The 26,253-nt window shown below is 58.8% G+C and carries 24 protein-coding genes and 1 other RNA gene; 15 read left to right on the plus strand and 10 right to left on the minus strand.

The window, feature by feature from the left end:
- Window positions 1-190 precede the first annotated feature (190 nt).
- The 3 genes from ssrA to K0U62_08795 all read left to right on the plus strand — a co-directional run bounded on the left by ssrA (window position 191) and on the right by K0U62_08795 (window position 1,584).
- Window positions 191-556, plus strand: a transfer-messenger RNA (tmRNA) gene (ssrA, locus tag K0U62_08785).
- 204 nt (window positions 557-760) lie between these two features.
- Entirely contained in the window at window positions 761-913 is a 153-nt protein-coding gene (locus tag K0U62_08790) for a hypothetical protein (protein MCH9801606.1), read from the plus strand.
- The gene (locus tag K0U62_08795) at window positions 907-1,584 is read left to right on the plus strand and encodes a disulfide bond formation protein B (GenBank protein ID MCH9801607.1); all 678 of its coding nucleotides are present in this window, start codon (window positions 907-909) and stop codon (window positions 1,582-1,584) included. The genes K0U62_08790 and K0U62_08795 overlap by 7 nt, the downstream gene beginning before the upstream one ends.
- Before the next feature lie 91 nt (window positions 1,585-1,675).
- On the opposite strand, the gene K0U62_08800 is transcribed toward K0U62_08795, so the two are convergent.
- The 5 genes from K0U62_08800 to K0U62_08820 form a co-directional block, all read right to left on the minus strand.
- Complete coding sequence (locus K0U62_08800; GenBank protein MCH9801608.1) at window positions 1,676-3,334, minus strand: DHA2 family efflux MFS transporter permease subunit; 1,659 nt, start codon at window positions 3,332-3,334, stop codon at window positions 1,676-1,678.
- Between the two features lie 282 nt (window positions 3,335-3,616).
- Window positions 3,617-4,612 carry a sensor domain-containing diguanylate cyclase gene (locus K0U62_08805; protein MCH9801609.1) on the minus strand — a complete coding sequence of 332 codons (996 nt, stop codon included), beginning with the start codon at window positions 4,610-4,612 and terminating at the stop codon, window positions 3,617-3,619.
- The gene (locus K0U62_08810; protein ID MCH9801610.1) at window positions 4,609-4,947 is read right to left on the minus strand and encodes a hypothetical protein; all 339 of its coding nucleotides are present in this window, start codon (window positions 4,945-4,947) and stop codon (window positions 4,609-4,611) included. The genes K0U62_08805 and K0U62_08810 overlap by 4 nt, the downstream gene beginning before the upstream one ends.
- Before the next feature lie 495 nt (window positions 4,948-5,442).
- Window positions 5,443-6,144 (minus strand): DUF1211 domain-containing protein, encoded by a 702-nt coding sequence (locus K0U62_08815; GenBank protein ID MCH9801611.1) that lies wholly within the window; start codon window positions 6,142-6,144, stop codon window positions 5,443-5,445.
- Window positions 6,145-6,350: 206 nt separating this feature from the next.
- Window positions 6,351-7,367: a putative sulfate exporter family transporter gene (locus K0U62_08820; protein MCH9801612.1), complete on the minus strand. Its 1,017-nt coding sequence runs from the start codon at window positions 7,365-7,367 to the stop codon at window positions 6,351-6,353.
- Window positions 7,368-7,623: 256 nt separating this feature from the next.
- Between K0U62_08820 and K0U62_08825 the strand changes: the two genes are divergently transcribed.
- Window positions 7,624-8,382 (plus strand): pentapeptide repeat-containing protein, encoded by a 759-nt coding sequence (locus tag K0U62_08825; protein ID MCH9801613.1) that lies wholly within the window; start codon window positions 7,624-7,626, stop codon window positions 8,380-8,382.
- A 190-nt stretch (window positions 8,383-8,572) separates the two neighbouring features.
- Window positions 8,573-10,750: a fibronectin type III domain-containing protein gene (locus K0U62_08830; protein MCH9801614.1), complete on the plus strand. Its 2,178-nt coding sequence runs from the start codon at window positions 8,573-8,575 to the stop codon at window positions 10,748-10,750.
- A gap of 92 nt (window positions 10,751-10,842) precedes the next feature.
- Here the strand turns inward: K0U62_08830 and heR are convergent, their stop codons facing one another.
- Window positions 10,843-11,625 (minus strand): heliorhodopsin HeR, encoded by a 783-nt coding sequence (heR, locus tag K0U62_08835; GenBank protein ID MCH9801615.1) that lies wholly within the window; start codon window positions 11,623-11,625, stop codon window positions 10,843-10,845.
- 437 nt (window positions 11,626-12,062) lie between these two features.
- On the opposite strand from heR, the gene K0U62_08840 reads away from it, so the two are divergent.
- Window positions 12,063-12,566: a hypothetical protein gene (locus K0U62_08840; protein ID MCH9801616.1), complete on the plus strand. Its 504-nt coding sequence runs from the start codon at window positions 12,063-12,065 to the stop codon at window positions 12,564-12,566.
- Window positions 12,567-12,651: 85 nt separating this feature from the next.
- Here K0U62_08840 and K0U62_08845 read toward each other — a convergent pair whose 3' ends face one another.
- The gene (locus tag K0U62_08845; GenBank protein ID MCH9801617.1) at window positions 12,652-13,644 is read right to left on the minus strand and encodes a hypothetical protein; all 993 of its coding nucleotides are present in this window, start codon (window positions 13,642-13,644) and stop codon (window positions 12,652-12,654) included.
- A gap of 204 nt (window positions 13,645-13,848) precedes the next feature.
- Here K0U62_08845 and K0U62_08850 point away from each other — a divergent pair, with 204 nt between their 5' ends.
- From K0U62_08850 to K0U62_08860, 3 genes are all read left to right on the plus strand, one after another.
- Window positions 13,849-14,745: an ABC transporter ATP-binding protein gene (locus tag K0U62_08850; GenBank protein MCH9801618.1), complete on the plus strand. Its 897-nt coding sequence runs from the start codon at window positions 13,849-13,851 to the stop codon at window positions 14,743-14,745.
- Entirely contained in the window at window positions 14,745-16,403 is a 1,659-nt protein-coding gene (locus tag K0U62_08855; GenBank protein ID MCH9801619.1) for an ABC transporter permease, read from the plus strand. Before K0U62_08850 ends, K0U62_08855 begins: the two co-directional genes overlap by 1 nt.
- 86 nt (window positions 16,404-16,489) lie before the next feature.
- Complete coding sequence (locus tag K0U62_08860; GenBank protein ID MCH9801620.1) at window positions 16,490-17,296, plus strand: alpha/beta hydrolase; 807 nt, start codon at window positions 16,490-16,492, stop codon at window positions 17,294-17,296.
- On the opposite strand, the gene K0U62_08865 is transcribed toward K0U62_08860, so the two are convergent.
- The 3 genes from K0U62_08865 to K0U62_08875 are packed head-to-tail and all read right to left on the minus strand — an operon-like array spanning window position 17,293 to window position 19,783.
- Window positions 17,293-18,315, minus strand: coding sequence for a DUF4436 domain-containing protein (locus K0U62_08865; GenBank protein ID MCH9801621.1), 1,023 nt, complete (start codon window positions 18,313-18,315; stop codon window positions 17,293-17,295). The genes K0U62_08860 and K0U62_08865 overlap by 4 nt on opposite strands.
- A gap of 29 nt (window positions 18,316-18,344) precedes the next feature.
- Window positions 18,345-18,881 carry a DUF309 domain-containing protein gene (locus K0U62_08870; GenBank protein MCH9801622.1) on the minus strand — a complete coding sequence of 179 codons (537 nt, stop codon included), beginning with the start codon at window positions 18,879-18,881 and terminating at the stop codon, window positions 18,345-18,347.
- Window positions 18,830-19,783 carry a hypothetical protein gene (locus K0U62_08875; protein MCH9801623.1) on the minus strand — a complete coding sequence of 318 codons (954 nt, stop codon included), beginning with the start codon at window positions 19,781-19,783 and terminating at the stop codon, window positions 18,830-18,832. Before K0U62_08875 ends, K0U62_08870 begins: the two co-directional genes overlap by 52 nt.
- 115 nt (window positions 19,784-19,898) lie before the next feature.
- On the opposite strand from K0U62_08875, the gene K0U62_08880 reads away from it, so the two are divergent.
- The 6 genes from K0U62_08880 (at window position 19,899) to K0U62_08905 (ending at window position 26,227) form a co-directional block, all read left to right on the plus strand.
- The gene (locus tag K0U62_08880) at window positions 19,899-21,314 is read left to right on the plus strand and encodes an amidase (GenBank protein MCH9801624.1); all 1,416 of its coding nucleotides are present in this window, start codon (window positions 19,899-19,901) and stop codon (window positions 21,312-21,314) included.
- A gap of 15 nt (window positions 21,315-21,329) precedes the next feature.
- Window positions 21,330-22,130: a hypothetical protein gene (locus tag K0U62_08885; GenBank protein MCH9801625.1), complete on the plus strand. Its 801-nt coding sequence runs from the start codon at window positions 21,330-21,332 to the stop codon at window positions 22,128-22,130.
- Between the two features lie 320 nt (window positions 22,131-22,450).
- Window positions 22,451-23,341 carry a WYL domain-containing protein gene (locus tag K0U62_08890; GenBank protein ID MCH9801626.1) on the plus strand — a complete coding sequence of 297 codons (891 nt, stop codon included), beginning with the start codon at window positions 22,451-22,453 and terminating at the stop codon, window positions 23,339-23,341.
- The gene (locus tag K0U62_08895) at window positions 23,338-24,309 is read left to right on the plus strand and encodes a WYL domain-containing protein (GenBank protein ID MCH9801627.1); all 972 of its coding nucleotides are present in this window, start codon (window positions 23,338-23,340) and stop codon (window positions 24,307-24,309) included. Before K0U62_08890 ends, K0U62_08895 begins: the two co-directional genes overlap by 4 nt.
- A 99-nt stretch (window positions 24,310-24,408) precedes the next feature.
- On the plus strand, window positions 24,409-24,954 hold the full coding sequence (locus tag K0U62_08900; GenBank protein MCH9801628.1) for a hypothetical protein: 546 nt from the start codon (window positions 24,409-24,411) through the stop codon (window positions 24,952-24,954).
- 67 nt (window positions 24,955-25,021) lie between these two features.
- Window positions 25,022-26,227 carry an acyl-CoA dehydrogenase family protein gene (locus tag K0U62_08905; GenBank protein MCH9801629.1) on the plus strand — a complete coding sequence of 402 codons (1,206 nt, stop codon included), beginning with the start codon at window positions 25,022-25,024 and terminating at the stop codon, window positions 26,225-26,227.
- Window positions 26,228-26,253: the final 26 nt, after the last annotated feature.

The following is a 26,253-nucleotide window of genomic DNA, read 5'->3' on the forward strand; positions in this document are numbered from 1 at the left end:
TCCGCTATTTCGTGGGCTGTTTGGGAACACAGTTGTCGGTCGGTACGTTTATGCTGGGGAGTGCCCCGCTGGGAGAACCTCGACTCGGATGAGTTCAGTGGTTCGCAAGAAGGAGCGGCGTTCCGTATGGAGCGGTCACCTACTTGCCTGGCTGGGAGAAAACAACTGAACAGCGGATTCACTCCGTCAAGGGGGTGACAGGTTTCGACAACGAATGTCGAGACGGGAGAAGCGAGCCGAGAAACCACTGTGATCTCGTAAACCTTCGGTGGAAAACTATAGGTGCCAAACAAAACAAGGGCACCGTCGCTCTCGCTGCCTAACAGCGAAAAGTGACGCGTTCGGCGGGAATTGTCCCCGCACCGTCGGGCGTCGTGAGGGGACTCACCAAAGGCCCGGGCCACCCGGGTCGGCGGAACATTTTTAGTGGCTGAGACCGCGTTCTCTGCGGAGTCGTAAGAAGCAGAGAGGTCGAGAACGCGCTACGCCGACTGCGCTCGGAGAAGTCCCGAATCTGCACCGTTGGACCCGGGTTCGATTCCCGGCACCTCCACAACGACAAACCCCCAGGGTGTTCCCCTGGGGGTTTGGTGTTGTTTGGGTTTGTTTTTCGGGTGGTTGTCCCTGAAGAGCGCGACTTGCCGCACGCCTAAGTTTCAACTGCCGAGAGCTGGCTTCGCTCACTGCGGCCGGAATAGTCGAAACGGCCTCAAACGTATTCCTCGGTCGCTATCGTCGGCAGCAACAGAGGAGGCGGTAGATGTTTGCCCTCGCCGTTGTCGGTTTTCTCGTGGCGTTCGGATTGGTCCTATCCGGTCGCCGCAAGCCCGCTATCGCGATAGCAGTGGTGCTCATGGGGGTCTGCATTGCTTTCTACTATCTGCATAACTATGAAGTGGACTGGCCATGGTGAACGACGAAGTGGCCTCGGCCGGGAGTAACGAAAATAGTCAGTCCGGCGAACGCAGCCTGTCAGCTCTTTTCAGCGACAACAAGAAGTTTGAACTGCTTTCCGATAGTCAGGCCAACAGCCTCTTCAGGTTTTTCAACTACTTTGGCTTGATCGTTCCCATGCTCGTGGTGCTAACCGCCATGGGATATCAAGTCATCGAAGACGACCTACCTTGTTCGCACTGCAACATGCAAAGACTGGGCTACTTCATGCTTGCTCTGGGCCCAGCACTGAACCTGAGGTTTGGCTTTCGGCCAAGTCACTATGGCATCAGCCTGGCGGGTGCATTCTTCTTGGGTGCTGTCGCTCTGGACATGATGGTTCGCATCGCGAATCAAAACCTTCCGGGGTGGGGTCCCAAGGCGCTAGGGCTGCACATGTATGGCTGGTCACTGGTTATCGCGATCATCGGTGGGATTGCTCTGGTCATCATGCTGCTGTGGGATCGGCAGTTTGAGCTCAGCCGTATGAAGGAACACCGACCAAGTAAGAAAGCATCTGGGCTGTTGATCGCGGCTTTCGTCATCGCCTTCATCGTTATCGGTTTGGATGTAGTGTCAGTCGTTCTTGAGTGTGGCCCTGGGATTTGTCCAGACACACCACCCACCAACTACCCCTTCTCGCCCTTCTAGGACTAGCGAGGATTCACTTGCCGAGGTCTTCGTGGCGTCGGCTTCGATTGGCTCTGGTGTGAGCTGAAGCGTCGCCTCGACGAGGGACAGGCTATGCGTCCGAGGTGGCTTCCTGTTTACCTTCGTAGTCCTCTTTGCGATCTCTCGGCAGAGCGAAGGAAACAAGAAGTCCGAAGAAGACGAGTCCGCCGGCGACCCACGCGGCATTTCGTGCGGCCTCGGTGTAGGACTCCTTGGCGTCCTTAACCACTACTGTGAGCCCGGGAATCTCTTCTAGACCACGAATAGCCTGTCCGGCAGACCCCTGCACCTCATCGACTATCTTTTGTCGCTGTTCGTCAGTGATCCCGGCTTCTTCAGCCAACGTCTTGTCCAGAATTGTGCCTAACCCGGTAAAGAGAACCGCGCCAATAACGGCGGAACCGAGTGCTGTCCCCACCTGGCGGAACGTAGAAGTCACGGCTGACGCCTGCCCAGACTTTATCGGTGGCACGTCGGCAAGAACCACATTCGTGAGTTGTGCAGAAGCAAAGCCAACGCCAAGTCCGTAAACCACAAGGGGGATAGCGAGCAACCATGGGTTGCGGTCGACTCCCAAAGTCAGGCCAACCCAAACGATTCCGACGACTTCCAGCACCATGCCCAGCCGCACGACGCGAGTTGGGCCCAGTAGTGCTGATGCTTTTCGGGCGAGGCCGCCGGAGACGATTGCGCCTACTGCGAGGAAAGCCAGAATTGCTCCCGTCTCGAGCGGATTCAAGCCATGCACCGACTGAATCCACAGTGGCAATACGAAGAGCACGCCAAACTCACCCAGGCTCACGACGAGAGCAACAATATTGCCGAATCCGTAACGCCTGATGCGGAACAAAGATAGGTCCAACAGACTGGCTTTACCGAGTTCGCTTCGCCGCTTTTCCCATGTGACGAGAAGTAGCAACAGAACGCAACCGGTCACGAGAGCAATGGGTACGACCGAGAGGCCACCTACCGGGATCGTGATGGGTCCCAGATCGAACTCCGCGATTGCCGTCCACCAGCCAAACTGCTGACCTTCGATGAGTGCATACACGATGAGACCAAGGCCACTAGCGGAAAGAATCACTCCCACCGGATCGAGGCCTGCTACCTTCGGGCCCTTATTTTCCGGCACAAAGCGCAACACCATGATTGCGGAGATAAGGCCGATGGGGATGTTGATCAGGAAGGCCCAGCGCCAACTGAAGTATTCCGCCAGAAAACCGCCAAGCAGGGGACCGATGGCAGCAGCGCCAGCGAAAATCGCACCCCACAAGCCGAAGGCCACGGCCCGATTTCGGCCAGTGAAGAGAACGTTGATGACTGCGATGGAGGAGGGCAGCATCATGGCCCCACCGATAGCTTGTACCGCGCGAGCGGCAATGAGGAATGACGGGTCTTGAGCGACACCGCTTGCCAGGGACCCGAGAGCAAAAATCACCACACCAGAAAGGAACAACAGCCGGCGACCGAATCTGTCAGCGAGGAGACCGATGGTGATTAACAAAGCCGCAAAGACTAAGGCATAGATGCTGTTGACCCATTGTGTCTCCGTCGCATTCAAGCTGAGGTCATCGACCATGTCGGGTAGCAGGACATTAACGAGGCTGCCGTCAATGACGATCATGCTCACGCCGATTAACAACGCGACAAGAGCCCACCACGGGTGAGCAATCTTGGTGCTTGTGGGCTCCTCGTTTTTGGTGGAGTCAGCAGACTTCTCAGTGGCCATAACAAGCACCCTAGTGGTGGTCGAGCCCAGTGGCCTTATGTCTTGATGAACTCTTGCTACGGACGAAGTGCACTCATTCTCGATGTCGTATACCTACCGAGGTGTCGATCGAATACGTGGTGCGGATGGCAAGAGACTGTGGGGATCGTGGTTCTGTAGGCGGTATCCAGGCAGTGCGCTATCGGGCGGGAGAACCAATCGGGGCGGCCGAATACCAGAGAGCTGAATGGTAGGTCGAAGTCCTAAGGCCTGCAGCAGAGTTGGTGGTAGTCCACGGTGCTGCTACGGCGTCCCTGGTCGTTTTCGAGATTTCTCCACGTACATTGCCTGATCGGCGAGTGCAAGGATTTCGTCAGGGTTAAGCCCATCTTTCAAATCAGCGTGGGCCACCCCCACACTGATCGTCACTTCAAGAGAAAGACCACGAACCCGGATAGGTTGCGACACTGCGCCGACGATTCGCGCAGCGAGTTTAGCGGCTTCAGCCGGAGTGGTATTTGAGGCGACCATCGCGAACTCGTCACCACCGAGGCGTGCCACGGTGTCACCGCTTCTGATCTGGGACTGGATCCGCTGGGCGACGACCCGAAGAACTTCGTCGCCCACCAAATGCCCATGGTTGTCATTGAGTCCCTTGAAGTCGTTGAGGTCCATAAACAGGATTGCTAAATGCTGATTGTTCCTCTTGTCGCTCTCGAGCGCCGCCGCAAGTTGGTCGAAGAAAAGAACTCGGTTGGGAAGCGAGGTGAGTGGATCGTTGATCGCGCCTCTTCGCAAGTCTTCCACCGCTGAGGAATCGTGAATCCAGAAGATGAAACTCTCTTGGTCACCCCACACAGTTTCCGAAAATGTGATGGTGAGCGTCGGTCCGGGCGTAGTTAGCGACAACTCGTATGCTCCAGCAGCTATCGGATTGGGTATGGCCGAAGAGTTGAACCGTTCGCCTTCCTGCACTGCTGGGTACAACTCGGTAGCAGTGTGATTGGCCCAGATGATCTGGCCGTCATGATCACATACGCCAACTCCGGAACTCACGGTGTCGATGAGAGTCTCAAGGTTTTCTTGGGTCTTCTTCAGTTCTCTTTCACGATCTTTTAGGTCCTCATCTAAGAAAATGAGCCCCGCCATGAGCTCCTGCATTCTTGGATTAGGCTCCTCGGCGAGATCTTCATCGCTTATCGACAGTTTGTTCATCTCAACTGCCAGCATTAGCTCAAGTAGTCGGGACGACTCCTCGTGCGAGATCGTTCCTTGAGCGTAAAGACGAATATTGGTCATAGGGATGCTCGGGCTATCGCGAGGGCCTCATTCTCACTGGCAACGACCTCAACGCGCACACCACTCCTGCCCAAAACGAACCGAGCTGCGGCCCGAAGAGCCATGTTGGTATCCGCGAAAGCCACTAGCGCGAGTAGCTTGTTTTTGGCGGCGTCAATCTCGTGGGTCAATGCACGTCTTACATCAGGACTGGGGCGCCTGGCAGCCCGTAAATCGGCCACTACGACGAAGGAATACCATTTTGCGGCTAGTTTCCTCACCCGTTCCCACTCAGCGCTGACGCTCTGCGGGGTGGCATCCGACACTTCCCTCATCATGACAATGCGATCAGACACCACCGAGACGCGCGACTCTAGCTTGGCTAACTCCTGATGAGAGAGGCTCCCCGTCGCGATCAGAATCCGACATCGCGGTCTCAACCTGTGATTATGGCCCAGTGTGGGGCAGTCGCGGAGAAATCGCCCGGTCCAGAGATGAAGCGAATTTCAGTGGCGTGGCAACTGACGTTTTTTGCTGGTGTTCCCCTCGCGCCAATGAGGGGCGTGAGGATTTTCGCTTTGTACTTTACCCGTAGAGAAACCATGTGCTTCTCCCTCCCGCTACCAGCATGCGGTAGGGGTGGTCTGGGTGCAACCTGCTAGAAGGCTCCATTATTGCGAGGGTCTCCCTAGCGAAGTTGAGGGTTATCTCTCGGAGGACGCTGACTTCACCGACAAGGCAATGCCATGTTTTGAGCCCACTACCGAGGAAGTTCAGAGACCGATCGGTCGGGCTGGCGGTCTACCCCGACACTTCCGAGTCTTTTGTCGGTGATAGCGGTCCGATCCAGCTTACGCAGCCATTTCGGTGGTGGAATTCTTGCGCTCGTCTCTGAGCGAAACAATCGCGGCGATCAGTATGCCGATCCAGAGGAACCAGTGGGTGTATTCGTAGAACAAACCACCTAGGATGCCGGTTTCCAAACAGACCAAGGCCGGGCGGAGGTACACCCTGCCTGCCAGCCGGTAGTCGTCGCCAGTCTTGCAGAGCCTTCCTGGTTTGTGAGCAGCTCGTTTTGCTATGGCAAAGAGGGCGGCAAAGGACAGGGCCAGGACAAGCCAGTAAATGACGAAATTCTGCAGGTTATAGCCATCGTCGCCCCGGACCATGAAAACCCGCAGCGTGAAATCGAAGGCCCCCTGCAACGGTGGCCGTTCTTCTGCGGACGGAAGATTCGCGAGGGTGAGAACGGGAAGCGAAACAATGCAGAACAGCCAGAGAAAGTTCAGCCAGATGATGATTCGGTCGTAATCACGCAAGTACTCAAACAATACGTGGTGATAGCGCCAACAAACTACTAGAACGATGAACGTGGTGATCACCCAGGTGAGGTCGGCATTTCGCTCAGTGAGGATCGTGCTCCAGTCGTCCAGCGGGTACCGGCGGATAGTTTCCACGGTGGGTAAGAAGAGCAGCGTGAGCGATATCGCCACGGCAGCATCGGTGAGGTAGGTGAGCCGGGTTATGTCACCTCTGGGTTCGGCAACGCTCATATCAGAACCTGATGATCCCTCAGTCATCGCAACATCAATCTTGTCCTCTGGTCAGGTGGTAACGACAGACGTCAGCATAGTCGGATTTGGGTCCAAAGGTGGTGCAGATTGTTACCGCCAAGACTTGAGAATCTGGTGCCCTCTGGTTGGTCGATTGCTGAGTTCCCCTGCCAGTAGCGGATCACCGAGTGGTCGCGACGTGTGGGCTAACTGACTGCGATCTGTACCGCGATAAGTGCCAGTACCGCCATGACGATCGTGACGATGCCGCCGACCGCGAGGGCCGGTAGACCCTGCTTTGCCAGCTTTTTGAGGACCACGCCGGTGCCCAAACCGAACATCGCCGCGGCCAGCAGGATGTCTTTGGCTATCGCAGCAGAATCCAGCAGCCACTCTGGAAGCGCCAACACCGATCCGAGAAGCACGAGTGCCACAAATCCCAGCAGGAAGGGTGGCAGTAGGGTGGTCCAACCGTTCTGGTTCTCGGTGGCGGTGGTGTGCTCGTTCACTTCTGCGCGCACCATGAGACTCACCAAGATCACCAGCGGTGCCAACAGCAGCACTCTGGTCAGTTTTACGATGATGGCTGCGCTGGCTGCGGTGTCTCCGACGGGTGCAGCAGCTGCGACCACCTGTCCAACTTCGTGAACTGAGGCGCCGACCCAGGCGCCGTAGGCGATATCGGACAGACCCAGTGGCACTGCGAGTAGTGGCATGATCAGCAGCGCTAGCGTGCCGTACAAAGTGATGGAGGCAACCGCCACGGTGGCGCCGTCATCCACATCTTCTTCCTTGTCCGGTAGTACCGCTGACATCGCCGCAATCGCACTGGCACCGCAGATTGCGGTACCGGTAGCGAGCAGAATCCCGGCCGCACGTTGCAGTCGAAACACTCGAGCCGCAGCCATACCTGCCAGAAAAGTCAACGACACCACGGCGATCAGCAGCAGCAGACCGTCCCAGCCGAGTTGCGCCACCTCCGAGAACGTCACCGACAAACCCAGCAGGACCACACCAACCCGCAGCAATTTTTTGGCGCAAAACCGTAAGCCCGGTCGCATTGATTCCGGTAGCGGAAAAACGTTGGCAATAGCAACACCCAAAAGAATGGCCACCGTGAGTGGGCCGAGAGCGGGACCCAAGGCCCATGACAATGCGATCGAAAGCGCAACTGCCGCTGTTGTTAACAGCAATCCCGGCGCATAGGTTCGGGCAGTGGACACTTCGGCACCCTACTGGACTGGTCGGCTGTGTCGTGTCGTGTTGGGTGAATGACTTCTCCCTCGGCAGCGATTACCTGGATCCGTTGAAAACTGTCTCCGGGCCCCGGGTGCCGCACCGAGAGAACTGCTGGTTTGGTCTGGAATCGCTGGCGCTTACATGGCTGAGTTCCGAAATGTCGCAGTGCCGTGTAAGCGTTAGACGTCGGGGCCGGTCTTTCGGACAGACGCGGAGCGACGACGCAGCTAGGCTGCGACCATGTCGAGCAGATTCTTACCGGCGTTCCTCGTTTCTTGTGTGGCTGCCGCCGCTTTGGCGGTTCCGATGGTGGGGCAAGCAGGAGGTCACGTCACCATCGGCAAAGGGGCCAAGATTTGTGTGATGAAGAACAAAGCCGATTGCCGCAACGTTTCACACAAATGGTCGGCTGTATTTCACGGCAAGGCGAACAAGGCCAAGTTTCAGGCAGCCAAGCTAAAAGGAGCTGACTTTCGCGGCGCCGACCTGAAGAAGTCCAAGTTCGCCGGAGCCAAAATGAGGTACGTAAACTTCACGGCTGCCAATCTGCGCAAAACGAAATTTGGCAGCAGCGCCAAGAGCGCGGGCCGAACAAATGTCTCCTCGGATGCTTGTCCGCCGTACTGTCCCGCCGCCAACTTGGATCAGGCCAATATGACCGATGCTGATCTAACTAATGCCGACTTCGCTGGAGCATCGCTGACGCAGACAACGTTCACCGGAGCGACTGCTGAGTACGCGATATTCAGTAGCGCTAGTGGCTATGGCGCGAACTTCAATGGCGCCAACCTTATGTTCGCCGAGATGATGCTCAGTAACCTCAGCGGAGCAGACCTCAGGAATGCGGTGCTCACTGGCACGAGTTTCCGCGACGCAGACCTCAGCGATGCTAATCTCACCGGTGCCGAGATCTCAGCGGAACTGCCCGCTGATTTCAGTGGCGCCACATTTAGCAACACCGTCTGTCCAGATGGCACCGCAACGAATGACACCTGCTGACGTGTGAGCTGACGCGCCTCCGGCAGCGGAATATGTCACGAAACCTCAAGGCCACCTCAAGATTTGCCATGAGAGATTGCTCCGCAACGGGCATGTACCTAACGTCAAGTCATAGCCACGCTCGGTAGCCATTTCGTCGACGTTGATGCGCGTCACAGTACCGGGCCAAACGAGAGATGACGCGATGTTGATGAAGAAGATAAGTTCCTTGTCGTTGGTGGCCGCTTTGGCTGTTGCGTTGTTGACTGCGGTGGGGGTTTCACCGGCTCGGGCTGCGGCGACGGATGGCACTGCTGATACTGCGTTCGATACGAAGGTGGGCACCACCCTTAATGCCGCCGTGGTGGACGTAGCGGAGCAGGAGGATGGCAAGGTGCTCGCGGGCGGGTGGTTCAGTAATAGAGTTGCGCGGTTTAAGGCCGATGGCACGCCGGATGATGATTTTAATACCAATGCGGCCAATGCAATCACCGGTTCTTCAGGCCAAGGCCCGTACCCGTCGGCGATATTGGTGCAAGATGACGGCAAGATTGTTGTGGGGGGATATAAACTTACGGATTCACAGGAGTCTTTGATGCGTCTGAATCCTGATGGGACGCGCGACTTATCGTTCACTGAGTCAGTGAACAATGAGGTAATGACTCTGGCTCAGGATGCCAGCGGGAACATCCTCGCGGGCGGTCATTTCACTAGCCCTGGTCAGAAACTTGCTCGCTTGGACAAAGATGGAAACTCCGATGCTGGGTTCAATAATCACTTCGCTACGGGCGTCTTTAATAGCTACGTGTGGGACGTGGCCGTGAAGCCCAACGGCAAGATTGCTGTGTCGGGCGCGTTCTCGCTCCCAGCCGACGGTATTGCACAGTTCAACTCCGACGGAACCCCTGACACGACGTTCAACGATGACGTCGAAGGTGCGCGGGATACTATTTACAAAAAGTACGTCGTTGCCACACCGAATAATGATGTCATCGTGGGCGGTCATTTCACTAGCCCTGGGGTGCGAATAGCGCGGTTCACTGATGCGGGTGCTACCGATACTACGTTCAACGGCAACGTCGGTTCCACGTTTAGTAGCAAGGTGCAGGCACTTGCTGTTCAGGCCGATGGGAAGGTGCTGGCCGGCAACAGTGACGGCGTGTATCGGTTCAACTCTGACGGCACGCCTGACACGACGTTCAACGGCAACGTTGCGGCCCAGAGCATTAAGAGTGTGAAGACGCTTGCGACGCAAGCCGATGGGCAAATCCTGGTCGGCGGAAGCAACCTTTCTTCCAGTTTGAGCTCCCATTATTTGATGCGACTGAACTCCGCCGCGCCGCCGCTTGCGCCGGTGTTGGATTCGGTGACCGCTGGTGATTCCGCTGCGGTGTTGTCGTGGACTGCGCCAACGTCTGATGGTGGTGCGGATATCACTGACTATGAGTACCGGTTGGATGGGTCCGGAGGCTGGACATCACTATCGACCACGGGGACTTCGGCGACCCTCACAGGTTTGACCAACGACACCACCTATGCGGTGGAAATCCGAGCGGTGAATGGCGAAGGCAGCGGGGCAGCATCCAACAGTGTGAATTTCACGCCGGTGGCGACGCTGCCGGGTGCGCCGGTGTTGGATTCGGTGACCGCTGGTGATTCCTCGGCGGTGTTGTCGTGGACTGCGCCAACGTCTGATGGTGGTGCGGATATCACTGACTATGAGTACCGGTTGGATGGGTCCGGAGGCTGGACATCACTTTCGACCACGGGGACTTCGGCGACCGTCACAGGTTTGACCAACGACACCACCTATGCGGTCGAGGTGCGGGCAGTGAACTCAGCCGGAAATGGTGCGGCGTCGAACAGCGTGAACGTTACGCCCGCTGCACCTGCACCTGCACCTGCTGCACCGGCTGCGCCTGCATCGGCTGCGCCTGCGCCGGAGGCTTCCACGCCGTCGCAGCCGGCGATTGCGGCACCGCTCGTGCTGCTTAACGCGCAAAAAGTGCTGACCAAGTTGAAGCGGCAGCTGAAGCAGGGTCGGGATAGTGCGAAGCTGTTGCGGTTGAAACTGAAACTGGGTGGTGATGCCAACGCGCGTCCGACCGAGATTCGGTGGCGATTCAAGATGGCGGGATCGCAGAACAAACAGCGGGCCAAGAATGGTTGGGCTAGTTGGCGTTCAGTCGCGGTGGCGCCAAGTGCTCAGCGAGTGCGACTGGACTTCGCTGATGCCGGCAAGGTGCGCAAAGCGCTGACCGGCAAGTTCGCCGACAACTCACCGGTTAAACTGCAGGTGCGTGGCGTCAATGCTGCTGGCGATGGGCCGATGAGTTCGGTGCGGCTGAAGCCAGCCACTCGCGCGGCCACGCTTCCCGCCAACGGCTAGGTGGGGTCAGAGAGATCGCAGGCCTAGCAGCACGGCCCAAGGCTCAGCCGAGAGTCGAGGTTGCCACACCGGATAAGTTTCCGGAGTTTCGCTCAGTTGGGCGGAACGAGTGTGCCCGCAAAGACCTGCCAGGCAAGTGCGGTTTTGGCGACCAAGCTCAACACTATGTAGGTCTTCTCGCCGCGCAGGTATTCGGTCCACTTTCTGGCCGGCTTGTATTGCAGGTACTGCACCAGCGCGAAGCAGTTGAACAGCACGAACAGCGAGAACACGATGCCGTAAACGAATCCTGGTGTCTCGACGCCGACGGGCGAGTTGGGGGCAATCAGCAGGATTGCGATGATGATCCACGGCACGATGCCGGCGATGCAGCCAAACCAGAATGCGGTGAGGCCGCCGCCCGGACTGACGTATTTTTCCTGCAGCCAGCCGAATAGAATCATGGCCACGTTCACGCCGAAGATCGCAATGATTGCAGCCACATCGCTGATGCCACAAATCTGTGCGATCAGCACAATCATGATCGAGGAACTGAGTGAGTACTCCACCCAGCGGAAGTAATTGTGGCGCTCCTGCAATCCTGCCGCGTACCGCGGGTAGAACCAGGGGCTGGCGACCAGGAAGTGGAACAGTGCTGACAGACCAAAGAAAGCTGCGACTCCCCAGGCGACCCGCACATCAACTAGCGTGACCGGGTCGGTGAACGTGCTTCCGGGTGGTCCTTCCATGTAGGTCGCAGTCACCGGCAAGGTGAAGTCAGTCGCCAACACTAGAATCAGAATCATCTGGACGAGGTGGAAAATCCCCGCGATGAAGTTGAGCCGCCGTAGCTTGCTCAGCGTGGTGTCAGGGATGGTGTCAACGGTGGTAGCCATGAGCACAGTGTGATGATTTTGAGGACCGTTTGCACGGAAGCGTCAACAGCGGTGTGGTCGACCGTATAACAATTCGCCGAAATCGTTGCCCCGTCAGTGCTGCCGAAGGGGGGATAGCCCCGGCTACCCCGCGTGCTAATTCTTAGGGACCAGGCTTCTTGGTGGGCTTGCGGGGCCGCAACCTAGACGAGAATCGAGGTTACGGGATCCTTGGTGAAATAAGGTTGGGTCAGGGCCCTGATTGCATCGACAAAGCAAGATAGGACACTTGAGAAATGGCAGACCAGCGGATGAAACCGTTCGATCGTTTGACCAGACGGTGGTATCGAGAGTTCTACCCAAGGTTCTATCGGCAAGTCGACAAACTTTGGCGTACAGCACCACCCGAAGTGAAGGCCTCCGATGGTCGCCTTGTTACGCAGGGAGAATCATGGGCCGTGCATATGGTTAGGGGGGGTGAACTTCCTGCCTGGGGAAGAGTGCAGCTGCGGTCTTGGTTGGCTGTCGTTCATGCTTGGCAGGACAGATGGGCAAAGTTTGACGCCTACGCGTTGGGGATTGAGGATGATCGATTAGTAGCCATTGGTGGCGTGGCTCTTCGAGAGGCAGTGACTGAAGCCGGAGCGATCAGGATTGCTTTGTTCGGCGGGATGTATGTGGACCCTGCTTATCGGACCACCCCTGGCCGCGGGCTCATGCTACAGCGAGCTCGAGTGGATTTCGCCAAGCAGAATGACTGTGATTTCGCGCTGTTGATCTGTCGTCCCGAACTCGTGCCGTACAACGAAAGAAGTGGATGGCGAGTGTTCCAGCACGATGTCTATTACGAGCGATACGGCCAACGGGAAGCGATGGGTGGGTCTGTTGCCACCTTGGTGCTTCCGCTCACTGAGGCTGACCTCGTTGACGCCGACATCGACCTGTGTGGACTACCGGCCTGACGCGAGGGCGTCCCACCGCCAACTGACCGCGGCTGCGGCAGCCTCAGTGCTGCCGAAAGGGGGATAGCCCCGGCTACCCCGCGTGCTAGTTCTTGACTGCGCTGCAGCGTAGGTGGGCGTTGACCATGGTGGTCATGCTCAATTTCTTGGTCTTGACGGTGAAGACCGCTTTCTTTCCTTTGTGAGCACGAGAGGTGAGTTTGACCTTGTTCTTCTTGATCTTCTTCTTAGTAGGAGCTTTCATGTTCTTGGGCGCATGCTCGGGAGTTAGTTGGATGTGCCCTAAGCGCTCGTAGCCGGCGGGGCACTTGACCGTGACTTTGCGCTTGTCCTTGGGGACCAGGGTGATGCGTCGCCACTGCATGACGTGATCATCGGAAGCTTTACTCACCTTCACGGTGTGCTTGCGTTCAGCAGGGCGGGGATTATGGGAAACCCGCAACGTCGGTTGACCGAGCGCTGCCACGGACAACGAACTGGCGTAGGTGCCGTAGGGCTGGACGCCTACGGACTGCGCCTCCAAACAGGCAAGTGCGTACTGTGCGGTGTGAGTCTCGAACAAGTCGGGATTCCCGAAGGCAGTGATTCCGGTTCCCCAACTGGGAGTCACCGCTAAGTTTCCGTCCCAGTTGCCGTAGAAGGCGTCGATGTCCTCGGCCATGTCGGAGTCAATCCCGTTGCCCTGCCAGGCTGCTCCCGCACCGCCTAGCGCTGCGGCAACGGACTGGTCCATGCCGGCGCCGTTGTACCAAGCTTGTCCGGAAAAGACCCACTGAGGCTCATCGGTGTTCGCCCAGGTGGGGTAAAGCGAGGACACCGGATACGGCCCGTCGAGGGTGTCCTCGCAGGTGGGGGTGGCGTTGTAGATAGTCCACGGCTTCACCGAGACCCAGCCAGACAGCGACTGAACGCAAGCTCCGAAACTTTGGTCGGAGAATGTGGAGTTCCCTAAGGAAGTGCAGGCACCGAAACCGTTATCCCCCCAGTTGTTGGAACCCGCCTGGGCTGAGCTGGCGCTTGCGGCCATCATTCCCAGGATCAAAGCAGCGGTGGCGGAGGCAGCGACCGCTTTGTTCATACCGCGAGTTTAGGCGTCAGCCAGACACTGGAAAAGTCCAGCTATGACTTTTTTGCAGGGCCGTTGAGGTACTAATCTCCACGCACCAGCTGCAAACCCCGTTGCCATGGTGGGTCTTGGTGACCGCGAGCCCTCACAGGTCTACTCTGGAAGTGGAGCATTGCGGCGCTGCATGACGGCTCGCCCCGATGCGGAGGTGACGTTATGACGGTGGCAATCAGTACTCAGCGGCTTACGAAGCATTACGGTGATGTAGCTGCATTGGTCGACCTGGATATTGCGGTCGGTCCGGGTGAGGTTTTCGGTTTCTTGGGGCCCAATGGTGCCGGCAAGACCACCATGATTCGCACGATTCTGGATGAGATTCGACCCACCTCGGGTACTGCCCAGATCTTGGGAATGGATACCCACCGCGAAAGTGTCGAGATCCGTGGCCACATTGGCTATCTTCCCGGTGACCTCGTGCTCTATCCGAATCTCACCGGTCGAGATGTACTCACTTACTTCGCCAACCTGCGCGGTGGTGTCGATTGGAACTACGTCGCGGAACTGCAAGAGCGGCTCGGCGTAGACCTGGACCGCAAATCTGGCGATCTGTCCACCGGCAATCGGCAGAAGGTCGGCATCATTCAGGCCTTCATGAATCAGCCAGAATTGCTGGTGCTGGATGAGCCCAGCACTGGGCTCGATCCCTTGGTGCAGCGGGAGTTTCAAACCATGATGCGCGAGGTCGCCGAGGCCGGTCGCACCGTCTTTCTCTCCAGCCACACGCTGTCGGAAGTGCAGCGCGTCGCCGACCGAGTCGGCATCATCCGTCACGGCAAACTCATCGCTTTGGAGACGGTGGCCGATCTGCGACACAAGGCGATTCGTCGCATCGAGTTGGAGTTCTTCGATGGTGTGCCCCGCGACGAGCTTGCTGCCGTACGTGGGGTGGGTGAGATCGAGGTCGACGGCGAGCGAGCCATCATCTCGTTTGATGGCGAAATGACTGATCTTTTGGGGGCGGTGGACGGCCACCGACTGCGCGACATCAGCACCGAAGACGCCGATCTGGAAGAAATCTTCCTGACCTACTATCACGACGAGGCGGCTGGCTAATGTGGGCCAACGTCTTCACCAAAACCACCGTTGACCGGTGGCGAGGTGTCGTGATCGGTGCCGTCACCATGGTGCTGTTTTTGTGGATGGCTATGGCCGTCTACCGGGACATCGATCTATCCATCTACACGGACTTGCCGGAAGTCTTTCGGTCGGTGGTGGGGATTGATGAGACCACTGACGTGGGCAGTCTCGCCTACAGCGCGGTGTACTCCTCCTACGGGGCGTTGGTGATGTTTTCACTGGCGCTGGCGATGGGATCGGCAGCCATTGCCGGAGAGGAACGCAAAGGCACCATCGGTCTGCTGCTAGCCAACCCAACCAGCCGAACCGGGGTGCTGCTGGCCAAGGCAGCCTCGCTAGCGCTGCTGCTGGCGGTCGGCATTGGCTTGCTCTGGCTCGGTGGGCTGTTGGTGCCGCAGTTACTCGATGTGGGCATAGCTGGGCAAGATATCGGTGCGCTGATGCTGCACATGTTCGCTGGCGCACTGTTCTTCGGTTTTCTTGCGCTCGCGGTGGGAGCGTGGACAGGGAGCACCGGGGCTGCCATCGGGGTATCTGCAGGCGTCATGGTGCTGTCGTTCTTCGCGGTTGGCTTCCTGCCGTTGTTTTCCGACTACGCGGAGTTGGCCCGAGTATTTCCCTGGTATTACTTCAGCAGTAGCGATCCACTGGCTAACGGAATCGATGCCGGACACTTGGCTGTTCTCGGCTTTGGTGCTGCGAGCCTCCTGACACTTGCAGTGGTCGGGGTACGACGCCGTGACCTGCGGCAGAGTTCTACCGGCGTCACGTTGCTCGATCGGCTCCGTGTGCTGCCTGCCACGAAAGCGGTGATGAATCGGTTAGCGGGTTCGGCGCGAGTGTCGGCGATCTGGATCAAGACCGCCGCTGAGTACCAGGCCCTGTTGCTGATCGTGGGTCTGTCCATGTTCCTGGTGATGGGCGTCCTGATCGGAGTCATGTATTCCCAACTCGACGATGAACTGTTGGCGCTCGGCGACAGTTTCCCTGCGGAGCTACTGGCGCTGTTCGGTGGCGGAGACCTGTCGACCATTGAGGGTTACTACCAGCTGGAGACCTTCGGCTTGATGGCCCCGATCGCAGTCATGATCGCGACCATCCTGATCGGTGCGCGAGCGGTTGCGGGGGAAGAACAGCGCCGCACGATGGGCCTGCTGCTGGCCAATCCGGTTCCGCGCTCGCGGGTGCTGTTGGAAAAGGCATTCGTCATGGTGCTGTTCGGTCTCGCGATCGGACTTATTACCTTTCTCGGCGTGGCCGCAGGTGATGCGCTCGGTCAACTCGATATGAACATCGGTAACATCGCCGCCACGAGTTTCCTGGTTGCGTTGATGGGCATCGTGTTTGGTGCAGTGGCACTACTAGTGGGAGCCGCTACGGGCCGCAGTCGAATCGCAATCTGGACCGCCGTGGGTTTAGCGCTACTGTCCCATCTGGGAGAAGCGTTCCTGCCGTTCAGCGAGGGCTTCGCTGATCTGGCTCGGTGGCTGCCCAATCACTACTACCTCTCGACCGACCCACTGCTCACCGGCATGGACTGGGGTAGTGCTGCGGTGCTGACGGTCATTTCCGCAGTGTTGATCGCATTGTCCGTGCCAGCCTTTAATCGGCGCGATCTGCGCGAACACGACTAGCTGCGGTTGAATAGCCGCAGGCAACGTTGCGAGACCGGCAACTGACAAGGCAGTGGCGGCTGAAGATCACGGTAGGAGTGGACACCATGGCGGAAATCGAAGTCAAAGATTCGAGGTTGTTTGTTACTGACACTGGCGGCGACCTACCACCGGTCGTTTTTCTGCACGGTTTCCTCTACGACGGACGCCAATTCGATGCACAGATCGCGGCACTATCGGATCACTATCGCTGCGTCACCATCGACTTCCCAGGACAAGGCCGATCTGGGCGATCAACCGTTGGGTACAGCACCGAAAACTTGAGCGCACTGATGGCGTTGGCGTTGCAGCAGTCGGAGTTGGGCCCGGTGCATCTCGTGGGACTGTCGATGGGTGGGTTCGCCGCGATGCGCATAGCGGCGCGTCGACCTGACCTGCTGAAGTCGCTGACCCTGGTGAACAGTAGCGCTGCTCCTCACGACCGCGCCAAGATTCCGAAGCAGCTTGCGCTGGCTGGGGTGGCTCGCGTCGCCGGACTGGGTTTGCCGCCAGTCTTGGACGGGGCGGAAGAGGAAATGTACGGCGAAGCTTTCCGCACTGATCCCGACAGCGTTCAACTGCGTGATCTGTGGCGGCGGCGGTGGAGTTCCGGCGATCGATCCGGGCTGGTGAACACCCTGACATCGATGATGAAACGGGATGATTTCCGCCCGTACCTTCCGGCTATCACTGTTCCCACGATGATCATTGCTGGCGGTGCCGACGTATCGCTGCCACCAGAACACTCGCAGCAGATGCAGGGACTGATCACTGGTTCGAGTTACGTGGAGCTGCCTGGTGTGGGTCACAGTAGCCCGATAGAAGATCCAGCACAGGTGACCGCTGCACTGGAGCGATTCCTGTCACACAACTAGGTTGTCGACGACTCGCTCTGCTCGCGTTGGCCGTTTGCGCCGTCGGAGGCGAGGTCGGACTGACCCGGAGATTCGGGGTCGGGCGAACTGTCGCTCGTGACCGGCGGCGGTCCGTAGCGCAGCCACGTCATGATGAATGCGGCCAAGGCAAACATCAGCAGCAGTTCTACCCACAGCACCACTAGAAAGTCGATCCACACCCCAATGGGTGGCGCTCCCGGCATGTTGGTGCGCAGCGGGATGATGGCGAACATCATGGCAGCGAACCAGCCAGCCATTGTGGCCTCGACTTGCCGCCGTCGCAGGACCACTGATCGGGCCACGAGGATTGCCAAGATCGCGAGCAGGGCCATGGCCGCGAGGAGTAGTAACACCACGGCGATCACTGAGGCGGAGCGGTTGATGGTTGCGATTTCAATGGCGACAAATTCTGATTGCTGGGATTGTGTCTTCTCATCAAAAGTCACCCGGAATCCTGGTGCAGATTCAAAGCCGTCCATGGATACCTTCAGCGGGGTGCGGCTGCCGTCCTCATCGACTGCGCTGGCGATTGCCGTGATAGCGATGCGAGTGCCGTCGAGCGGATAGTCAAAGTAGGAGATCGCCGGGACCGGGCGCAATCGCAACTCTGGCACTGGATTTATTTCGCCTGGCTCTAGCACCAGTGTCGAACTGTCCGTTGGTTCGATATAGATCTCAATGGTTCGACGGAGACGGAGGCCGTCAACAAGTTCCTCTTCTGGCAACTTGACCACGACGTCCAGCACAACCAAGTTTTGGTTGGGGTCAAGCGATCTGGGTATCAGACCTAGCCAAATTTCACCGGGGTTTGGTGGAATGAAGTCGCTGGCATCTTCGGTGCCGTAAGTATCAAGGAAAACATCTAGCTCGTCGTAGTCTCGGACGTTGAGGCCGTAGCCAATGATTCCCAGAAGGTAGACCACACCAACGGCAATGAGGGTTACCCGGACGGCACGGGCCCTTCGTCTTCGCTTTGGTTGGTCGACCGGGGGTGCCACGGCCTCAACTTAGCGAACTCGGGGCCAGCTCAGGTGGTTTGGGGTGGCGCCTGCCCGACGATAACTGGTCCGGCTGGTAGCGGTTCTCCCTGGGCAACACACATGCGAGCCTGAGACAACCAGTCCAGTATCGCTGCCGCATCTACTGGGGGTGGTAGCGCCACCCCGCCATCGACCAGCCGACTCGTTGCTCGCTGGAGGAGTCGTTCAGTGCCGTGCCGGTTTCCGCGACCGTCGTGGGTGATGGCGACTGCCAGTTGGGCCAGACCCTGCCAGCCGTCGCGTTGCGCTGGTGGGCAGGTGTGCCACATCTCCTCCAAGACCTCGTGCGCTTGAAACGGTCGCCCCTGATCGAGAAGGGACTGGGCTAGCCCCACGGCAGCAGCGGGTTTCCTGGGAAGTGGCTCCGGAAGCGGCGGCACTCCGGTGGCACCGTAGGGGAGGGGTCGACCCAATGCGTCTCGGGGTCGAGATTGTTCTGGTCTGCCGCTGCCGTCGCGGTCTCGCTCGGTAGTCACTCCCAGCGCGGATTCTCGATCGGTTGATCGCACAGTTGGTAGCCCCATTCCACGGGGGTGATTTCCACGTCATTAGTGGTGTCTGCGTTCTCACCGCTGTAACGAGCGATAGTCACCGCAGCCCCACCCGGTGGCTCTTCAGTTGCTACTGGAGCAAAGACGATTTTGTTAATTGTTCCTGCTTCGGGGTCTGGGTCGTAACGTCGGCCGCGAGTGTCAACGAGGGCGACTGGCGCCCGGCCATCTCCCTTGGCAAGGCGAACTGTGATCCGCAGGTCCACCACACCGTTGGTGGTAAAGCCACAGCCATTGCCGCGAGTGGTGACAATTTCTCGGTCAGCCGCTGTCGGCGTCGGGCTAGCGGAGTTGCTGTCGCTGGGGCTTGGCGTGCCGCTGGCAGTAGGTGCCGCGCTGAGTGTTTCGCTCGGCGTTGGTGTCGGGCTGGGACTAGCCCTAAGAGTTGGCGACGCTACCGGACTGGCAAGACTAGGGACAGGTTTGGGGCGGCCCTTGATGATTTCGCGGGGCGGTGCCCCCGAGCCTTTCTTGACCGTGGTTGTGACTGTGGGTCCACGGACGCCATTGGCGACAGCGGCCACCTTTATCTCGTAGTTCAAACCGGGGAAGATTGATGTGAACCTAACCTTAGTGTCGGGCACGGCGTACCAGGCGTCGTCGATAGCAACGACGTAGCCGTCAGTTGCGCCATCAACCGTAAGCCAGGAGATGAAAAGTCCTCGCTTGCTCACCGATGCGATGATGCCTGGCGGGGCTTCCAGCGGCTCGGCTGGCGCTGCTGCTTCGGCAGACGGCCCTCGTGCTTCCATTTCCGCCAGCGTTGGGCTGGGAACTGCAGTCGGCAGCCCGACAGTTGCGCAGGATGCAGTGACCAGCGACGCCGCCACCGAGATAGCCATCGCTGGGAGTTGGTGCGCTCTACCTCCCGCCACAGCAATATTGTGCTGCGAAATTGGTGTTTTGTGTGGAAATCCACCTGATTGGTCGCGCTGCTGCGTTCGATCCTTCCCTAGGGTGCGGGGATCGAAGTTCGGATAGCATCCATCCGTGAGTTCATGGTCGATGACAGGTGAGGTCGTCGACACCACCTGCGATGACGCGCTGGGCGATAGTGACATGACCGACCTGCTGCATCGGTTGGAACGGCGCGAAGTTAATGCGGCTGAGTTGCGTGCGGCGGCATTACGTCGCGCACAGCTAGCCGACGCCAGCCTGAACGCGCTGACCGTATCGATATCCGAACCGCGGTCTGATGCGAACGTGGGTGGGCCATTGGCCGGGATTCCCACGGTGGTGAAAGACAACGAGCAGTTAGTAGGAGAACTCACCGCGATGGGCTCAATGGCGGTGGCTGCGCAACCAGCAGAGCATGACGCGCCGTTTGTCGCGCAACTGCTGGACTTGGGGCTGCAGCCGATCGGGAAAACCACGATGCCGGAGTTTGGGCTGACCGCGACTACCGAGTCGACCCGCCACGGTGCTACCCGCAATCCGTGGAACACCTCGCGGTCTACTGGTGGCTCCAGTGGTGGGTCAGCCGCGGTGGTAGCCGCCGGAGTAGTCCCCGTGGCGCACGCCAATGATGGTGGTGGCTCCATTCGAATTCCAGCCTCCTGCTGCGGGCTGTTTGGGCTGAAGCCATCTCGGGGTCGGTTTATCGATGCGCCAGAGCTAGAGCGCTTGCCAATCAACATCGTCACCCAGGGCGTGGTGACGCGCACCGTTCGGGACACTGCTCGGTTCTTTGCGGAAACCGAGCGGCTATATGCCAATCCGAAGTTGCCGTCAGTGGGGCAAGTGGCCACTGCCTCATCCCGAAGGCTCCGGGTTGCGGTTGTGCTGGATTATGACGACCGTTTTGTTTCTCCGGACACAATGGGGGCTCTGACTGAGACCACAAATCTGTTGCTGGGGCTGGGGCACATGGTGGACGAAATCGAGTTTCCGTTTAGTCGCCAGGACGGTCGTGATTTTCTGCGCTACTGGGCGCTGATGGCCTACTCGATGAAAAATTTCGGTAGTCAAATGTTCGGAGTGTCCATGGATGCTGGTCGAACGGAGCGATTGACTAATGGGCTGAGTTCGCTGTTGGCCGGGATGGCTGAGCGGATTCCGTTGTCGCTGTGGCGGTTGCGCCGGCGAGCAGCCCGGCCGGGCGCTGGCTTGGATTCCTACGACGCCCTACTTATTCCGGTCCTCGGTCATGAGCCGCCGCCCATCGGCTATCTGGGACCTGAGGTGGACTTTCCTACTCACCTGGGTCGGTTACTGCGCTTTGCCGGCTTCACTGCCATGAGTAACGTCACGGGAGCTCCGTCCATGTCGATGCCGTTAGGTCGCTCGGAGGCTGGTGTGCCCATCGGCGTACAGTTTGTCGCGCCGATAGGCCATGAACGGACATTGCTGGAGTTGGCCTACGAACTGGAAGCGGCGCACCCATGGCGACGCACCCCGGCGGCGTAGCCGTAGTGATTCGCCATGCCTGAAGGCGACGCCGCCCGACGTGCCGCCCTCCGGTTGGATGCGGCGCTGCAAGGGCAAGAGTTGCTACGTGCCGAACTGCGGGTGCCACGGTTCGCCACGGTCGATCTGACCGGTGGTGTGGTGACCGGCACTGGCACGGTCGGCAAGCACCTGCTCACTCGAGTGCTGCGTGGTGACGAGGAGTTGACCGTGCACTCCCACATGCGTATGGACGGTCGGTGGGTGATGGGCAAGGCTGGAGCGAAACCGTGTGCCGGGCCGGGTCATCAGATTCGGATGTGGTTAGTGAACGCGACCCAGCAGGCGGTCGGGCTGCGATTGGCGGAGGTCAAAGTGGTGCGAACCCGCGACGAGGCACAACTGGTGGGCTACTTGGGGCCGGACATTCTCGCGGCAGATTTTGATGTGGCGGCTGCCGCTCACCGCATCGCAGATCACGATGGTCAACTTGTAGTCAAGCTGCTGAATCAGCGCATTGTCTGCGGACTCGGAACCATGTGGGCGGCGGAGTTTGCCAGCCATATCCGCACTAATCCATACGCCACGGATCTGGACCTAACTCAACTTGAGCGAGGCCTGAGCTATGTGCGCAAAGAAATGCTCACCGCCGTCGACGCTACTCCGCGGGAGTCGCGATCCCGGCTGGTGGTCTTCGAGCGCAACGGTCAACCGTGTCGGGTGTGCGGTGCTGCGATCAAGAAGGGTCGAGTTGGCGCGGCGCCGCAGCAGCGGGTCACCTACTGGTGCACCAGTTGTCAGCCAGCCGTACCCGAAGATGGTGCCGTCCTGCCATGACTAGGCCCCCGCCGATCGGCAGGGGCCAGAAGTCAGTAGGTATTGGGTTACTTTGCCTTCTTCTTCTCGGGAACATGCTTTTTGGCCTTGATGGCTGCGGCCTGAGTGGCCTTGTAAACGCTGTGGTTTAGCGACTGCTGGTTGCTGTCCGCCGCGTTGCCGAGAATCTTGGTGCCGTACATCGTGTACTCCTTTCGCCTCTCCCAGCATGACATATTTGTGTATATACGCATAACTTTTCTGGTGCGGCAAGGAGTGAGTTCGCTCACCTGGTCGCATAGCCTGGGGCTCTGCGTGCTGTAAACGGAGGATGCCCAATCGTGAAGCCGGAAGAGCGCTACGTAAAGCTGCTGGCCATCCTGCCCGTTACCCGCCCCGGTCGTTCGGCGCTGGAGTTGGCGGAGTTACTTGAACTCAAGGGAACGGATGAGAGCAAGCGCGAGGCGCTGGCGCGCGACGTTCGCTCCCTGAGCAAACTCGGCATCGTGATTAGTAACGTAGCTGAACCCGGTGGTGAAGCCACATACATTTTGGTGCCGGGCGACAGCAGAATCAGACGAGAATTCCCCGAGAACGAATGGGCAGAACTGCTGCGTGCCCAAGAACTGGTCACTCGCCCGGTAGCGTCGGATGTAGCGGGAGCAGCTGCCAGTTCCGCACCCCAGGTTCAGATGGCGCCTCCAGCGCAGCATCTGGGTTTGGTGCAACGGGCGCTGACCGCTAGATGTGTGCTGTGTTTCAACTACAACGGCAAAGCCCGGCGGGTGTCGGTGGCAGTTCTGCATCCAGGTTCGTCTGGATGGATGGTCTCGGGGATCGATATGGACGTCTCTGAGGAACGCACGTTTCTGTTGTTGCGAATGTCAGCGGTACATCTCGAGGAACCCGGTTCAGCCATTCGCACTGAACAGCCGGCGCGGGGCAGCCCGGACCCACTGACTTGGCAGGTGGATCCGCCGCTAACCGCCCACCTCATGGTGCCGATGGAGTTTGTGGCGGATGTCGAGCAGCAGTTGGGGGCCACTGCTGCACTGGCTGAGTCCACGACTTCTACGGTCCCCATGACCGTAGAAGTCGTCAATCGATGGCCATTCCTCGCTCGCTTGGTGCAGTTAGGGCCACGCGTGCGGTTGCTGGGTCCGGCTGACCTGCGTGCCCAGTTAGACAGCCAGATGTTGCTTCCGCACATTGCCGGGTTGGAGCCCACATGAGCGCATTGGATACGTTGGCTCGAATTCAACGGGTAATCGCCATCTTGTCGTTGCATCCTGACGGCTTATCGCTGGCTGTCCTGGCCGAGGAACTGGAGGTTGCCGAGCCCACCTTGCGGCGAGAGATTCTGAACTACTACAGCGTGGACGTGCCGGCAGATCAGTCTCGGGTGGGGCAGCGCCCAGAAGTTGTCGAGTTCATTTCCACCGAGGGGGAGTCGGTCGAGCCGCAGGAAGCTCCCGTGGTGCGACTGGCGGGTGACGCCGCTGAAGCGGAACTGGCTGGTAATCAATTCAGTGACGAGGATCTGGCGCAGTTGTTGCAGGCGGCGATCAGTCTGGCGGAAATGGAGCCGGACAACGAGGTGTTGAGTGCTGGGATTGAGCGACTCAACCAACTGCTTCGCGTCGAATCCGCAGAATCTTTTGATGAAGCAGTAGTGAGCCTTCGCCGGGCTATCGAGGAGCAGATTCCGGTCGAGATCGAGTATTCCCGAGAATGGCAGCCAGGGGTCAGGACCAGAGTCGTCCACCCCTATTCCTTGTTGCGTACCAACCGAGGATGGGAACTCGACGCCGGTCCGTTCGTTGCTGGTCATGCTCGCACTTACATTCTGAGTCGGATTCGTTCCCTGCAACTGCAGTCGGGCCAGCGCTTCGAACGCCCGTCAGACGTCGACCGAATACTGAAGCGGGATCGTCGTGCGGAGAGGGTGCAACTGCTGTTGCCGCAGGGGAGTCATTGGGTGGCGGATCGCTTCGCGGAGCGCACCGAAGTGGTGGATGCCGACAGCGACGACCTGGTCTTGGATGCCTTTTTCTTGCCGCCAGTGGCCGAACGCGTGGGGTTGGTGCTACTCATCGCTGGCCCCGATGCCGGTGTGCTCAAGCCGGAAAGGCACGCTGGTGCCGCTGCCGAGCTCGCCGAAAGGTTGCGGGAGCATCACGGTCTCGCGGACCGTTCCTGAAATGTGATTCTTCGCCGCGGCGTGTCCAGGGACGGCGCCGGGCCATCTCCACCAATATGGCCAGGGGCATCTGATGGAGTCGCGAGCAAGGAGGTAGTGATGACCACCGTGAATACGGTCGCCACCACTGACGTTCGTCGATCTCGCGGCGGAATGGCGCTTCCGGCGCTATTGGGCATTACATGTTTGCTTGCAGGAGTGTCGCTGATGGTGACCCTGGCTAGCGGTCTACGAGATCTCAGTGCCAACTCCGGCCAGATGCAGCACCTACTGGCTCTCAACGCCCCCGCAACCGGCGAGCTGGTGGAAAGCCTCGGCCCGGCAGGCCCGGGGGTGGACAACATGGCCTTTTACGCCGCCCTGTGTGCTGCGGGCTTGGCTGCAGCGTTGTTGCTCGTGGCCGGTGCTATGCACCTATCCGCGAGTCATCTCAAGCACCCAGATGCGGCCCGACGGGTGGCTGCCACCGGGCTGTCTGTGGGATTGCTCACCTCGTTGGTGGCGATGGTGCCGCTGGAAGGTGGCTGGGGTCAGACGGGGATTGATGGGATCCGAACCGGTGTTGTGGTGCTCATCGGGCTGCTTTTGCTGCAAATTTCTGCCCCGCAGTGGCGAAATACCCTGCGAGAAGCCTTTCGCGACTAACCCTGATTGGGCGGATTCGCGCAATCAGGGGATACTAATGTCAGTCACCACCTGAGAGGACTTATTGATGTCTCGTTTGGCACAGACCGAAGACTTGACCGATGTGCAAAGCCACATCCTGGATGCGGTTCGCGACTTCGTCGAAAAGGAGATCATTCCTAACGCGAATGCCCTGGAACACGCTGACGAATACCCCACCGACATCGTGGAAGGGCTTAAGGAATTAGGTGTATTCGGCCTGATGATCCCGGAAGAGTACGGCGGGCTCGGGGAGTCACTACTCACCTATGCGCTAGTGGTTGAAGAGATTGCCCGCGGCTGGATGAGTGTCTCAGGTGTAATCAACACTCATTTCATCGTGGCTTACATGCTCATGCAGCACGGGACTGAGGAGCAGAAGCAGAACTACTTGCCTCGGATGGCCACCGGCGAGGTGCGCGGTGCATTCTCCATGTCGGAGCCTGGTTGCGGCTCGGACGTGGCCGCCATCCGCTCCAAGTCTGTGCGCGATGGTGACGATTACGTACTCAACGGCCAGAAAATGTGGCTGACTAACGGTGGCTCCTCCACCCTGGTCGCGGTACTGGTCCGCTCCGATGATGAGGCGGACGAGAATGCCTCGGTCTATCAGAAGATGACTACCTTCCTGATCGAGAAGCCCACTGGTTTTGGTGAGGTCAGCCCTGGCCTGACTATCCCCGGCAAGATTGACAAGATGGGTTATAAGGGGGTCGATACCACCGAACTGATCATGGAGAACCTACGGCTCCCCGAGTCGGCCGTGTTGGGTGGCAAGACCGGCAAGGGCTTCTATCAGATGATGGACGGCGTCGAGGTCGGTCGAGTAAACGTGGCGGCCCGCGCCTGTGGCGTCGCACTGCGAGCCTTCGAGCTAGGCGTGGATTACGCGCAGCTTCGCGAGACTTTCGGTAAGCCGATCGCACAGCATCAGGCGGTACAGTTCCGCTTGGCTGATATGGCGGTCAAGGTGGAAGCCGCACACCGGATGATGGTCATGGCTGCCCGCAAAAAGGATTCCGGTGAGCGCAACGACCTCGAATCCGGCATGGCCAAGTATCTCGCCAGCGAATACTGCAAAGAGGTCGTGGAGGACTCCTTCCGCATTCATGGCGGCTACGGCTACTCCAAGGAATACGAGATCGAGCGGCTCTACCGTGAGGCGCCGATGCTGATGATCGGTGAGGGTACGGCGGACATCCAGCGGATGGTCATCGGGCGTCGGCTTCTGGAGGACTACAAGCTGCGCCTCTGATTTCGCCATTCAGCGGTACCGTTGAG

The sequence above is a fragment of the Actinomycetes bacterium genome (genome assembly GCA_022599915.1).
In the GTDB taxonomy this organism is placed as follows: Bacteria; Actinomycetota; Actinomycetes; order S36-B12.

Excerpts from the sequence above, each read along its gene's own strand:
- K0U62_08850 (MCH9801618.1), top strand. The coding sequence starts at position 13,849 with ATGACGGTGGCAATCAGTACTCAGCGGCTTACGAAGCATTACGGTGAT.
- K0U62_08870 (MCH9801622.1), bottom strand. The coding sequence starts at position 18,881 with ATGGGGCTACCAACTGTGCGATCAACCGATCGAGAATCCGCGCTGGGA.
- K0U62_08815 (MCH9801611.1), bottom strand. The coding sequence starts at position 6,144 with ATGAGCGTTGCCGAACCCAGAGGTGACATAACCCGGCTCACCTACCTC.
- heR (MCH9801615.1), bottom strand. The coding sequence starts at position 11,625 with ATGGCTACCACCGTTGACACCATCCCTGACACCACGCTGAGCAAGCTA.
- K0U62_08900 (MCH9801628.1), top strand. The coding sequence starts at position 24,409 with ATGACCACCGTGAATACGGTCGCCACCACTGACGTTCGTCGATCTCGC.
- K0U62_08790 (MCH9801606.1), top strand. The coding sequence starts at position 761 with ATGTTTGCCCTCGCCGTTGTCGGTTTTCTCGTGGCGTTCGGATTGGTC.
- K0U62_08830 (MCH9801614.1), top strand. The coding sequence starts at position 8,573 with ATGAAGAAGATAAGTTCCTTGTCGTTGGTGGCCGCTTTGGCTGTTGCG.
- K0U62_08795 (MCH9801607.1), top strand. The coding sequence starts at position 907 with ATGGTGAACGACGAAGTGGCCTCGGCCGGGAGTAACGAAAATAGTCAG.
- K0U62_08845 (MCH9801617.1), bottom strand. The coding sequence starts at position 13,644 with ATGAACAAAGCGGTCGCTGCCTCCGCCACCGCTGCTTTGATCCTGGGA.
- K0U62_08805 (MCH9801609.1), bottom strand. The coding sequence starts at position 4,612 with ATGACCAATATTCGTCTTTACGCTCAAGGAACGATCTCGCACGAGGAG.
- K0U62_08860 (MCH9801620.1), top strand. The coding sequence starts at position 16,490 with ATGGCGGAAATCGAAGTCAAAGATTCGAGGTTGTTTGTTACTGACACT.
- K0U62_08855 (MCH9801619.1), top strand. The coding sequence starts at position 14,745 with ATGTGGGCCAACGTCTTCACCAAAACCACCGTTGACCGGTGGCGAGGT.
- K0U62_08895 (MCH9801627.1), top strand. The coding sequence starts at position 23,338 with ATGAGCGCATTGGATACGTTGGCTCGAATTCAACGGGTAATCGCCATC.
- K0U62_08825 (MCH9801613.1), top strand. The coding sequence starts at position 7,624 with ATGTCGAGCAGATTCTTACCGGCGTTCCTCGTTTCTTGTGTGGCTGCC.
- K0U62_08905 (MCH9801629.1), top strand. The coding sequence starts at position 25,022 with ATGTCTCGTTTGGCACAGACCGAAGACTTGACCGATGTGCAAAGCCAC.
- K0U62_08885 (MCH9801625.1), top strand. The coding sequence starts at position 21,330 with ATGCCTGAAGGCGACGCCGCCCGACGTGCCGCCCTCCGGTTGGATGCG.
- K0U62_08800 (MCH9801608.1), bottom strand. The coding sequence starts at position 3,334 with ATGGCCACTGAGAAGTCTGCTGACTCCACCAAAAACGAGGAGCCCACA.